Genomic DNA, 10,906 nt, shown 5'->3' with positions numbered 1-10,906 from the left:
CCTCCTTCACAGCGCTCAACGCTGTGAAGGAGGCCTTCACGGCCCACTCCTCGGAAGGGGGCGGAGTGCTAGGAGGCGGCGGGTTCGGCGGGGTCCTCGTCGGCGGAGCCGAGGGCGTTGCGCAGCCACTGTTCGACGCCCGCGACGTGCACCGTCGCCCACGAACGCGCCAGCTCCGGCTCGCGGGCCGCGATGGCCTCGTAGATCGCCGTGTGCTGTTCCCGCGTCTTCGCGACAGCGCCTTCCTGCGTGAGCCCGCGCCAGACCCGCGCCCGGGTCGTCGGCCCCGAGAGGCTGTCCAGCAGGGAACACAGCACGGGATTGCCGGAGCCGTCGGCGATCTTGCGATGGAACTGCAGGTCGTTCTCGACCAGCGCCTCCACGGTCGGCGCGTCCTCCAGCTCGCCGAGCATCGTGCCGAGCTCGGCGATGTCCTCGTCGCGCATGTGCAGCGCGGCCATCGCCGTCGCGGCGGGCTCCAGGATCCGGCGCACCGCGAGGAAGTCGAGCACGGTGTCGTCGCGGTGGAAGTCCACGACGAACGTCATCGCGTCGAGCAGCAGATTCGGTTCCAGGCTGGTGACGTACGTGCCGTCGCCTTGGCGGACGTCGAGCACGCGGATCAGGCAGAGCGCTTTCACGGCCTCGCGCAGCGAGCTGCGGGAGAGGCCGAGCCGCTGGGCGAGTTCGGCCTCCTTCGGCAGCCGGTCACCCGGAGCGAGCTCCCCCGAGATGATCATGTCCTTGATCTTGTCGATCGCGACGTCGGTGACGGGCATTCGCGCCACCCCTCCCTGCAGAAGACCTCGGATGTTTCGGTGTGTTGTGCACAGCGTGCCACGACTGTGCCATGAGTACGGAGAAGGAGGAGCGATGACCCACGGGCGGGCATCCCAAAGAGTGGCGCTGCACACCCGGCTCAAGCCGGGCAAGGAGGCCGAGTACGAACGCGTGCACGCCGAGATCCCGGCGGAGCTGGACACCGCGCTGCGGGAAGCGGGCGTGCGGTCGTGGCGGATCTGGCGCGACGGGTTGGATCTTTTCCACCTGCTGGAGGTCGACGACTACGCCGCGATGCGGGCCGCGCTGCGTGACCATCCGGCGAACGTGCCGTGGCAGGCCAGGATGGCCGAACTGCTCGACGTCGAAGACGACTACTCCGGCGGGGACACCGGGATCGGGCTCGTCTGGGAGCTGCCGTGAAGCTTTCCTCGCTGGGGCTCGGCTGCGCGCAGCTCGGGAATCTCTACCACGCCATCGACGACGAAACCGCCACCGCGACCGTCCGGCGGGCCTGGGACGAGGACGTCCGCTACTTCGACACCGCGCCGCACTACGGGCTCGGCCTGTCCGAACGTCGCCTCGGCGCGGCGCTCGCGGCGTACCCGCGCGACGAGTACGTCGTCTCCACGAAGGTCGGCCGGGTCCTGGACCCGGATCCCGAAGGGGCGGGCAAGAAGGACGACGCCGGTTTCGACGTGCCCGCCGCGTACCGGCGGCGCTGGGATTTCAGCCGTGACGGCGTTCTGCGGTCCCTTGAGGACAGCCTGACGCGGCTTGGGCTCGATCGCATCGACCTCGCGTACGTGCACGACCCCGACGAGCATTTCGACGACGCGGTTTCCGGCGCTTTCCCGGCTCTGCTCAGGTTGCGCGAGGAAGGCGTCCTCGGCGCGATCGGGACCGGGATGAACCAGTCCGCGATGCCCGCCGAGTTCGTCCGGCGCTTCGATCTCGACGTCGTGCTCATCGCGGGCCGGTACACGCTGCTCGACCAGTCCGCGCAGGACGAACTGCTGCCGTTGTGCGCCGAGCGCGGGGTCTCGGTGGTCGTCGGCGGCGCGTTCAACGGCGGGATCCTCGCCACCGCCGAACCGGGGCGTCTCTACGACTACGCGGAAGCACCCGAATCCCTGGTGGAGCGCGCCGAGCGGATCGCGGCCGTGTGCGCGCGGCACGGTGTCGAGCTGCCGCAGGCGGCGCTGGCGTTGCCCGCCGCGCATCCGGCCGTGGCGTCGGTGGTCGTCGGGGCACACGACCCCGGGCAGGTGAGCGCGAACGCGCGTCGCGCGCGGGCGGCCGTCCCGCCCTTACTGTGGACGGAATTGATCGACGCGGGCCTGCTGCGGCCCGGCGTCGGGACGGGGAGGCTGCCGTGATCGACGCGCACCATCACCTGTGGGACCCGGCCCGCCGGGAGTATCCGTGGATGGCAGGGGCCGCGCTGGACCCGATCCGCCGTCCGTACACAGTGGACGATCTGCGCGCGGTGACGGGCGCCGCCGGGGTGCACGCGACCGTCCTGGTGCAAACGGTGTCGGCGGCCGAGGAGACGGCGGAGTTCCTGGCGGCCGCGGTGGCCGAGCCGGTGATCGCCGGGGTCGTCGGCTGGGTGGATCTGACCGCTCCCGACGTCGCCGGGCGGCTGGCGGCGCTGGGGGAGGCGGGCCCGCTGGTCGGGATCCGGCATCAGGTGGAGAACGAGGACGACGCCGAGTGGCTGCTGCGCCCCGACGTCCTGCGCGGGCTCGCCGCGGTCGGGGCCGCCGGGCTCGCCTACGACCTGCTGGTCACCGTCGCGCAGCTGCCCGCCGCGAGGAAGGCCCTCGAGGCGCTGCCGGATCAGCGGTTCGTGCTCGACCACGCGGCCAAGCCCCCGATCGCCGGCGGCGGCTGGCAGCCGTGGGCCGACGAGATCGCCGCGCTGGCGGCGCGGGAGAACGTCTTCTGCAAGCTGTCCGGTCTGGTGACCGAGGCGGACTGGGCGGCGTGGCGGGTCGGGCACCTGAGCCGGTACGTCGAGCACGTGCTGACGGCGTTCGGGCCGGGCCGCCTCGTGTTCGGCTCGGACTGGCCGGTGTGCGAGCTGGCCGCGTCCTACGAGGTCGTCGTCGACACCGCGGTGTCGCTGACGGGGTCGTTATCGGACTCCGAGCGTCTCGCGGTCTTCGAACACAACGCGAAGACGCTCTACAGCCTGGGCTGAAACGGCCGGTTCACGTGCTTGAAGACAGAACTCGCGTGATTGAGCGGAGATCTCGCGTGATCGGGGTCAGAACTCCTCGTCCTGGATCATGGCGCGGAGGCGGCCGAGGGCGCGGTGCTGCGTGACGCGGACGTTGCCCGACGAGATGCCGAGCGCTTCGGCGGTTTCGGTGGCCGAGAGGCCGACGGCGATGCGCAGGGCGAGGATCTCCTGCTGGGTGCGCGGCAGCTTGGCGAGCAGCCTGCCGAGGCGGGCGCCGAGGTCGACGTGCAGGGCGTGCAGTTCGGGCTCGTTGTCGGCCAGCGGGCGCTCGGGGAGCTCGGGGACCGGGTCGGAGCGGTCGCGGGCGACGGCGCGGTAGGCGTCGGCGACCTTGTTGGCGGCGATGGCGTGGACGAGGTAGAGGAAGGAGCCGCCGCGGTCCTGGTAGTCGGGGAGCGCCTTCAGCACGGCGAGGCAGACTTCCTGGGCGACGTCGTCGGCCGAGAGGTAGGACAGGTCGCGCCCGCCCATCCTGGCCCGGCAGTAGCGCACCACGACCGGCTCGATCTTCCTGAGCAACGCGTGGACCGCGGCCGGGTCCCCGCTCCCGGCCTCGCGTACGAGCGGGTCGAGATCCTCCTTGGTGAGCCGCCCGCCCGGCCGCGGCATCGTCTCCGGCGTCGTGTAGCCGGGTAGTGCGGCGGGCGAGTCGGTGCGGGTCGTGCTGGACACTGCTGTCATGGTCGTCTCCCCGGCGACCCCGGGACTGTTACCAGTTGGGGTCAACGCTCCGTAACGTTTTAGCAGCGAATGGGCCGTAAGATCAGGTCATACCCGCCACTGGTGCGACGCAGCGTAATCGTATGCGCGTGCACGTCGCCCGTCCAGATTTCAACTAGAGATACCTCGATAGCGGTACGGGTCTTGACACAACCGAGACCGGGAGTTGCGCACTGCAATTTGCGCTTCTCAGTATGTGCTGAAATCGGGGTCTGAAGCTCAGTTTTTGACGGTTTCAGTCGCCGGATGGGCGAAAACCCACCACCTCAGTAGTACGAAGCGAGCCACTCCGCCGACGACGCTCGCCGCGAGCAACGTCGCGGTCTGTTCCCATGCCGTCGGGGCGTCGACGAACGCGTCGAGTGCCGCCAGCACGATCGAGCCGTACCCGGCGTAGAAGGCGAACGTCAGCAGGTTTTGCAGATGCCGCTTCCGGGCGTTTCCGGCGCGTCCCGCGAACGTGATCCGGCGGTGGAACTCGGTGTTGGCGAGCGTGGTCAGCGCGATCGCCACGAGGTTCGCGGGCTGGGTACCGAGTTCGGGCTGCAGCATCAGGAACAGTGCAGCTTGCAGGCCTGTGGTGACCGCTCCGGCGACGACGTACCAGGCGGCGTGGCCGCCCAGTTCGTGTCGTCGCCGCGGCGTGCGCCGGACGGGCTCGTGCCCCGGCGCCCACCTGGTCATGGTCATGACCTGAGGCTACCTCCGTTTCACAAAATCCTGAATGTGTTGAAGCGGTTGAAGAAATGTGATCCCGGTGACACGAACGGCCCCGTTTCGGTGCTGGCCCTGCCGGGTACGCACAACGGAAGCGGAAACGCATGGGAGGCACGCCTTGAGCGATCGTGAATCGGCCGAACCCGACACACTCACCCCCAGCGAGGCTCTCGACGAGGACGAACTGAACGTCGACCCGCTCGAGGCGGGCGTCGAACCACCCGAGCACTGGAGTGCCGCCAACCGGCACGGCACCACACCCGCCGAGATCCGCGAAGGGGAAGACCTCGGCACCCGTCTCGCCGAGGAGGAACCCGACATCACTCCGGAGGTCATCCGCGACCGTCCCGTCGCCGCCACGCCTGCCGAGCAACTCGACGAAAGCGTGGACACCGTGGAGACCGCGCCCGCCGTCATCCAGGGCGGCACCGTCGCCGACGCCATCCGCGAAGCGAGCCGCGGCTGAGGCCGCGAGCCCGTGACCGGCAAGTTCGCCACTCACACTGCGCCACTCGGCCGACGCCCCTAGCGTGGAACGCCAGTGGATTTCGACCGTAAGCGAAGGGAAGGCCGAAAATTGCTGACCGTGACTGAAGCCGCCGCAGAGGCCATCACCGCACTGACCACCCAAGGGGGGACCGAGGGCAGCGGACTCCGGTTCGCGCTCCAGAACCAGGACGGCGAAGGAGCCCAGCTCGAACTGTCCGTCGCGCCCGCGCCTCAGGACGGCGACAGCGTCCTCGGCTCCGAGGACGGAGGGGCGAAGGTCTTCCTCGAACCCCAAGCCGCCGCACTGCTCGACGACAAGGTTCTCGACGTGCAGCAGAACGAGGCGGGCGACGTCGCGTTCGCCGTACTGCCGCAGCAGTAACTCGTCGCGGGCTGACGAAACACGCTGACAGGGCAACCGTTCTGGAAGCGTGTTTCCGTCAGGCGCGTCAGCCTCGGGCCTTGCCCTGGGACCAGGTCCTGGTGAGAGCGGCGGCCTGGGTCCGCAGGTGCGTGGCGGCGTTCCGCGTCGCGTCCGTCAAGGACGAGGCGTGGTCGATCAGGGCGGCGGCGCCCGCCGGCCCGCCCGCGACGCCCAGCGCCGTCAGCTGCTCGGGCGACAGCTGGATCCGGCCTGCCAGCACCAGCAGATCGGCCCCGCGTTTCGCCGCCCGAGCGGCGATCCCGGCGGGGGCTTTGCCGGAAAGGCTTTGCGCGTCAAGGGAACCTTCCCCGGTGATGACGAGGTCGGCGCCGTCGAGAGCGGCGTCGACCCCGGTCAGCGCCGCGATCAGGTCGAAACCCGATTCCACCTTCCCGCCCAGCCCCGCGATGGCCCCGGCGGCGACCCCGCCGCCTGCGCCCGCGCCCGGCACCTCGGACACGTCGGGCGCTCCGGCGGCGTGCAGTGCCTGGGCCCAGCGGCTCAGCGCGCCGTCGAGAAGCTCGACCTCGTGGGGGCCCGCGCCCTTCTGCGGCCCGAACACCGCGGCCGCTCCGTACGGCCCCACGAGCGGGTTCGTCACGTCCGTCGCCACCGAGACACCGACCTTGCCCAGCCGGTCGCGAGCGGGGCCGAGTTCGACCGTCGCGACGCGGGCGAGCGTGCCGCCGCCCAGCCCGATCGGCGCGTCGAACGCGTCGAACACCCCGGCGCCCAGCGCGGCGAGCATGCCGGCGCCGCCGTCCGTGCTCGCCGTGCCGCCGACGGTCAGCACCAGCCCGCGCGCGCCGTTCGCCAGCGCGTGCCCCAGCAGTTCCCCGACACCCCAGGTGTGCGCGGCCAGCGCGGTCGCGGGAGCCGGTTCGACGAACTCGATGCCGCAGGCGCGCGCCGACTCGATGTAGGCCGTGCCGCCGAGCACCGCGTACCGCGCGTCCACGGTGTCGTCCAGTGGCCCGCGGACGCGGAGTTCCACGATGCGGGCACCGGCCGCGGCGAGGACGTCGAGGGTGCCTTCGCCGCCGTCGGCGACCGGGCAGGTCAGCACCTCGGCGTCCGGCAGGGCATCGCGCACGCCGAGCGCGATCGCCTCGGCGGCTTCGACAGCGGTGAGACTGCCTTTGAACTTGTCCGGCGCGATCACGACGCGGGTCATGCCTGTACCTCCGTGAGCGGACCGTTCCCGGCGAGCACCGAGACTACGTTGCGGGCGGCGAGCACCGCCATCTCCGTACGGGTTTCCACAGTGGCCGAACCCAGATGCGGGGTCAGCACGACATCTTCGCGTTCCAGCAGCCTTTCCTCCACCGACGGCTCGCGTTCGAAGACGTCGAGCGCCGCGCCGGCGATTTCCCCGGCTTCGAGCGCGTCGGACAGCGCGGCCTCGTCGACGACCGGGCCGCGGGTCGTGTTCACCAGGTACGCGCCCGGTTTCATCGCGCGCAGCGCGTCCGCGTCGATGAGATGCCGGGTCGCGGCGGTGAGCGGACAGTGCAGGGACACCACGTCGGCGCGTTCCAGCAGTTCCGGCAACGGCACGAACTCCGCCGCCAGCGCGGATTCCACTTCGGACGGTGCCGGTTTCCGTCCGGTGTAGACGATCCGCATGCCGAACGCGAGCGCGCGCCGGGCGACCGCCCTGCCGATCTGGCCGAGCCCGACGACGCCCAGCGTCTTGCCCTGCAGGCCGGATCCGAGCAGGAAACCGAGGTGGAACGACCACGGCTCGCGGGCGCGGATGAGGCGTTCTCCCTCGCCGAGCCGCCGCGTGAGCGCCAGGATGAGCCCGAAGGTGAGATCCGCGGTGGCCTCGGTGAGCACGCCGGGCGTGTTGGTCACCACGACACCGCGCTCGGCCAGCGCCGGGACGTCGACGTTGTCGTAGCCGACGGCGACGTTCGCGACGACCTTGAGCTGTGGCCCCGCGGCGTCCGCGACTTCGCCGTCGATGCGGTCGTGGAGCATGCCGACGATGGCCGAGGCCCCGGCGGTGAACTCGCGGAGTTCGGCCACACTGAGCGGGCGATCGGCGGAGGAGACACGGACTTCGCCCGCTTCGGCAAGGATCTTCACCGCTTCGTCCGGGATCCAACGCGTCACGGCGATCAAGGGTCGGGAAGGCACCGGCACAGCCTAATGCCAGGGACCGACAACAATCCCCAGCGCGGGTGAGCCGGTTCCCCTTCGCGGTTGAGCCGCCCGGCCCCGGCTGCCCGGGATCGTGGGGACACGGCGGGCGGACCGCCGGAACCGGGAGCGAAGGGGAACGCGATGAGGGGAACGAAACGGGCACTCGCGGCGGTGGCGCTGGCGGCCGTGGCCACCATGGCGGGCGGGGCCGCCGCGAGCGCCGGGGGCAAGCCCGCCGAACCGAGCCTGGTGGGCAGCGTGAAGCTCGCGCGAGCGGACGGCGACGACGTCCGGTTCGCCATCGACGCGCACGGCCTCGGCCCGGACGCGCGCGGGACGTTCCGGGTGAGTCACCGGTCGGGGGCGGCCTCCGGCTGGTTCGCAGGCAAGGTCGACTGCCTGGTGGTCGGCGGCCCGGTCGCGGTGCTGACCGGAGTCGTCACCGACACGAATCTGCCGGAGCTGAAGGGGCTGCGGCGCGGGATCACAGTGTACGACAACGGAAAGCACGATCGCCTCGGCTACAGCTGGGTGATCGAGGACGGCAAGTCGGTGCCGAAGTGCCTGTCGAGCGCGCCGTTCGAGCGGGTCGAGAGCGGGGACTTCGAGGCCGTCGAATGGTTCCCGCCCGCTCAGGGGCCGAAGTGGACGAATGAGGCCCAGAAAGGCGGTGCCGAGTAACGAGGTTCGGACCGCAGGCGTCGCGTCGCCCGATGCAGGGCGAGCGCGGCGTCGTCCGCGGTGGTCATGTCGCGGTACACCTCGCCGGCGATCAGGGGCCGGACCGCCGCGGCCGTCCACAGGCCGCCGATGACGTGCCGGTAGCCGCAGAGCTGGACCGCGCCGGCGAGCGGGACGACTTCGTCGCCAGGGGCAGGGGACCAGGCCGCGGTGTGACAGGCGGACAGGAACGCGAATTCGGCGTCACGCGGGGGTTCGGCGGCGAGTTCGCGCAGGGCGAGGAATCCGTCGTGGAGCGCGAACCCGCTCCGCGACGGATCGGCCGGGGCGTGTTCGGCGGGGCAGGCAAGGTGTGCCCAGCGGTGGGAACGCAACGCCGTGAGGACGGCATCGGGGGTGGCTTCCGCGCCCACGAGCAGTGACTCAGGCCGGGACAACGCTTCCAGCTCTTCGCGGATGGCAGGCAGTGACGCGTGCGAAGCCGCGTAGGCGACGCCGAGGCGTGACGTCGTCGTTCTTCGCCGGGTACGCGCGTCTAGGAGGGCGCCGAGCGTCGTGGTGTAGGAGGAGACGACTCTGTCGCAGGTATAGCTGTCGTCGGCCCCGCAGCGCGCGGCGTGGAGGGGAAGGAGGGACAATGGCCCCGTCGGGCACCACCAGAGCCGGGGACCCTGCTCGTCGATGCTGTGTTCGTCGAGGTCCAGTGCTTTCAGCACCGGGCCCGCGATGTGGTCCCACAGCCATTCCAGCGTCGTCATGACGGTCCGGTCGTGTCCCGCTCTCGCACTGTCCATTGCGGACAGTGCGGCGACGGCGGCGAGGAACGCTTCGGTGCGGTGGAAGACCTCTGTCCGCGTGATCCCCGGCAGGGGCATCACTTCGGGGGCGTCCGCGCCGGGGGACAACAGCAGCGCCGCGCAACCCAGTTCGGCGACGTTGACGACAGCGACCGGGCCGTGCGCGGCGGCCTTGCGCAGGGACCAGAAGTCGCGGCGCTGGAGGAACCGGTCGAACCCCGGGAGGGACCGGATCTCGGCGACCGTCTCGCGGAAGTCCGCGGCGGCGCGCCTGCGTACGCGCACGGACACCGTTTCGCGGTTCAGTGTCGCGCAGGCCTGTTCGAACCGCCTCGCGAGTTCGGGATGACGCGCGACGAGGTCGGCGTGCGGCCGCAACCGGACGGCTTCGGCGAGCACGACCGCGCGGCCGTGTTCGAGCCGTACGAGCGCTTCGGCCGGGTTGCCCCGTTCGAGGGCGACGGCGGCCGCGTCACAGGCAGGCGAGGGGATTTCGCGCGTTCTGCCCTGCGTGTGGCCTGCCAGCTTCGGCAGCAGTTCGTCGAGCGCGAGCCCGAACGCCTGGTTCGCCTGGTCGAGCTGACCGAGCCGGCCGCTGTGCAAGCCCCAGGAGTACGCGGCGCGCAGGCGGGCCGGGATGTCGTGCGCGGGGGTGAGCGCGGTTTTCTCGAACTCCGCCGTGGCGGCGACCAGATCGGCGCGGGGATTCCATGGCCGGTCCGGGAGACGCGCCAGCTCGAGGCCCGCCAGCTGCCGGTGTGCTTCCGCGGCGGACGGATCGGTGGTCAGTTCGCGCAGGAGCGCCCGCGCGCGGTCGATGTCGCTCTGCTGCCTGGCGTGTCTTCCGCGTTCCGCCAGCGCCATGGCGAGCTTGATGCGCGTGACGGGCTGGTCGTGCCGAGCTGCCGGGGTGGTCGCGACGGCGGTTTCGAGACAACGGATGCTTTCGGCGAGGTCACCGATCTCGCCGGAGGCCTCGAAGCGCTTGTGGAGGAGTTCGCCCAGTTCGGCCAGCAGTTGTCCGTACACCGGCGACGCCGGATCCGCCCCGGCGAGGGAATGCCGGGCCGTCGCGGTCGCGACGCCGAGGTCGGGCTCTGGTGACGAGGGCGTTTTCTCTTGCGTGCGCGCGAGAACGGTGAGCATCGCTTCGGGAGCTTCTCCGCTGGGAAAGGCGGCGATGGCCTTCCGCATGAGCGCGATCCCCGCGCGGAAGTGGTCGGGATCCCCGGTGAACGCGAAGAGATCGGCGAACAGGGCGCCGTGGTCGAAGACCATCACGGGGTCCTGCGCGCCGGTGACCGAGGCCCGCGCGTACCCGGTCAGCGCCACGGCCGTCCAGAGTCCGCTCTCGTGCGCGTTTTCCTTGCTGGCGGCCGCGAAGATCATCGCGGTTCCGTGCAGGATCCCCGCCACCGGAGGCAATCCCGGCGGATGCCGGGCGAACTGGGCGCGACGGGGCTGGGGCACGGCCTCCGGCCGGATCGCGTGCACGATGGCGAGCAGCGCGAGCGACACCTGGTGTTCCCGGGCCGCGTCCTCCTCGGGCAGGAACCGGCAGCGCGCCCAGAAGTAACAGGCGGCCAGGTAGACCGTTTCGAGGTCGACCTCGGCCGGGGGAACCTGTTCGGGGCTCAGGTGATTCCGCGCGACGTCGAGGAAATGCACGACGGTGCCGAGGGTTTCCGGCGACAGCACGTCCTCGCGGCTGTCGGCGAAGAACGGGACGTGCCGGTCCGGCTGGGACATCGCCGCCTGGACCATCCGTGCCAGCTCCGGCCGCAGATGGCTGTCCATGGCGGCGCAGCGTAGCCGGGTTCGTCCCGGTTCCGCGTCGGCCGAATTCAGTACACCCGGGTGCGCCGGACGAGTGAACCGGTGTAACGACCGCCGGGAAGGCCG

At 71.0% G+C, this 10,906-nt stretch carries 12 protein-coding genes; 6 read left to right on the top strand and 6 right to left on the bottom strand.

From position 1 onward, the window contains the following. Positions 1-68: 68 nt before the first annotated feature. The gene (locus ACFWX1_RS30425; RefSeq protein ID WP_378393137.1) at positions 69-779 is read right to left on the bottom strand and encodes a FadR/GntR family transcriptional regulator; all 711 of its coding nucleotides are present in this window, start codon (positions 777-779) and stop codon (positions 69-71) included. A gap of 94 nt (positions 780-873) precedes the next feature. Between ACFWX1_RS30425 and ACFWX1_RS30420 the strand changes: the two genes are divergently transcribed. From ACFWX1_RS30420 to ACFWX1_RS30410, 3 genes are read left to right on the top strand one after another with little or no spacing between them, the layout of a single operon-like run. Continuing rightward, positions 874-1,203: an L-rhamnose mutarotase gene (locus tag ACFWX1_RS30420; protein WP_378393135.1), complete on the top strand. Its 330-nt coding sequence runs from the start codon at positions 874-876 to the stop codon at positions 1,201-1,203. Beyond that, the gene (locus ACFWX1_RS30415; RefSeq protein ID WP_378393133.1) at positions 1,200-2,159 is read left to right on the top strand and encodes an aldo/keto reductase; all 960 of its coding nucleotides are present in this window, start codon (positions 1,200-1,202) and stop codon (positions 2,157-2,159) included. Before ACFWX1_RS30420 ends, ACFWX1_RS30415 begins: the two co-directional genes overlap by 4 nt. Continuing rightward, complete coding sequence (locus ACFWX1_RS30410) at positions 2,156-2,986, top strand: amidohydrolase family protein (RefSeq protein WP_378393131.1); 831 nt, start codon at positions 2,156-2,158, stop codon at positions 2,984-2,986. The genes ACFWX1_RS30415 and ACFWX1_RS30410 overlap by 4 nt, the downstream gene beginning before the upstream one ends. A gap of 66 nt (positions 2,987-3,052) precedes the next feature. On the opposite strand, the gene shbA is transcribed toward ACFWX1_RS30410, so the two are convergent. Continuing rightward, entirely contained in the window at positions 3,053-3,637 is a 585-nt protein-coding gene (gene shbA, locus ACFWX1_RS30405; RefSeq protein WP_378393145.1) for an RNA polymerase sigma factor ShbA, read from the bottom strand. A 330-nt stretch (positions 3,638-3,967) separates the two neighbouring features. Then, on the bottom strand, positions 3,968-4,438 hold the full coding sequence (locus ACFWX1_RS30400) for a GtrA family protein (RefSeq protein WP_378393129.1): 471 nt from the start codon (positions 4,436-4,438) through the stop codon (positions 3,968-3,970). 145 nt (positions 4,439-4,583) lie between these two features. Here ACFWX1_RS30400 and ACFWX1_RS30395 point away from each other — a divergent pair, with 145 nt between their 5' ends. Both ACFWX1_RS30395 and ACFWX1_RS30390 read left to right on the top strand, forming a co-directional pair. Further along, complete coding sequence (locus ACFWX1_RS30395) at positions 4,584-4,931, top strand: hypothetical protein (protein WP_378393127.1); 348 nt, start codon at positions 4,584-4,586, stop codon at positions 4,929-4,931. A 111-nt stretch (positions 4,932-5,042) separates the two neighbouring features. Next, a complete protein-coding gene (locus ACFWX1_RS30390; protein ID WP_378393125.1) occupies positions 5,043-5,336 on the top strand; it encodes an iron-sulfur cluster biosynthesis protein in 294 nt (97 codons plus the stop codon). A gap of 67 nt (positions 5,337-5,403) precedes the next feature. Here the strand turns inward: ACFWX1_RS30390 and ACFWX1_RS30385 are convergent, their stop codons facing one another. Then, positions 5,404-6,552 carry a glycerate kinase gene (locus ACFWX1_RS30385; RefSeq protein WP_378393123.1) on the bottom strand — a complete coding sequence of 383 codons (1,149 nt, stop codon included), beginning with the start codon at positions 6,550-6,552 and terminating at the stop codon, positions 5,404-5,406. Then, positions 6,549-7,502, bottom strand: coding sequence for a 2-hydroxyacid dehydrogenase (locus ACFWX1_RS30380; protein WP_378393143.1), 954 nt, complete (start codon positions 7,500-7,502; stop codon positions 6,549-6,551). The genes ACFWX1_RS30385 and ACFWX1_RS30380 overlap by 4 nt, the downstream gene beginning before the upstream one ends. A 165-nt stretch (positions 7,503-7,667) precedes the next feature. Between ACFWX1_RS30380 and ACFWX1_RS30375 the strand changes: the two genes are divergently transcribed. Further along, positions 7,668-8,207 (top strand): hypothetical protein, encoded by a 540-nt coding sequence (locus ACFWX1_RS30375; protein WP_378393121.1) that lies wholly within the window; start codon positions 7,668-7,670, stop codon positions 8,205-8,207. Here ACFWX1_RS30375 and ACFWX1_RS30370 read toward each other — a convergent pair. After that, positions 8,159-10,801 (bottom strand): CHAT domain-containing protein, encoded by a 2,643-nt coding sequence (locus ACFWX1_RS30370; protein WP_378393119.1) that lies wholly within the window; start codon positions 10,799-10,801, stop codon positions 8,159-8,161. The genes ACFWX1_RS30375 and ACFWX1_RS30370 overlap by 49 nt on opposite strands. Between the last annotated feature and the right edge of the window lie 105 nt (positions 10,802-10,906).

This window comes from Amycolatopsis sp. NPDC059021 (assembly GCF_042739895.1).
Taxonomy (GTDB): Bacteria; Actinomycetota; Actinomycetes; order Mycobacteriales; family Pseudonocardiaceae; genus Amycolatopsis.
Note: the sequence above shows the minus strand (reverse complement) of the source record. Positions and strands in the feature narration are given on the sequence as shown.

Bases quoted from the DNA above. Each gene is read 5' to 3' on its own strand.
- ACFWX1_RS30425 (WP_378393137.1), bottom strand. From the start codon at position 779: ATGCCCGTCACCGACGTCGCGATCGACAAGATCAAGGACATGATCATC.
- ACFWX1_RS30420 (WP_378393135.1), top strand. From the start codon at position 874: ATGACCCACGGGCGGGCATCCCAAAGAGTGGCGCTGCACACCCGGCTC.
- shbA (WP_378393145.1), bottom strand. From the start codon at position 3,637: ATGCCGCGGCCGGGCGGGCGGCTCACCAAGGAGGATCTCGACCCGCTC.
- ACFWX1_RS30400 (WP_378393129.1), bottom strand. From the start codon at position 4,438: ATGACCATGACCAGGTGGGCGCCGGGGCACGAGCCCGTCCGGCGCACG.
- ACFWX1_RS30385 (WP_378393123.1), bottom strand. From the start codon at position 6,552: ATGACCCGCGTCGTGATCGCGCCGGACAAGTTCAAAGGCAGTCTCACC.
- ACFWX1_RS30375 (WP_378393121.1), top strand. From the start codon at position 7,668: ATGAGGGGAACGAAACGGGCACTCGCGGCGGTGGCGCTGGCGGCCGTG.
- ACFWX1_RS30370 (WP_378393119.1), bottom strand. From the start codon at position 10,801: ATGGACAGCCATCTGCGGCCGGAGCTGGCACGGATGGTCCAGGCGGCG.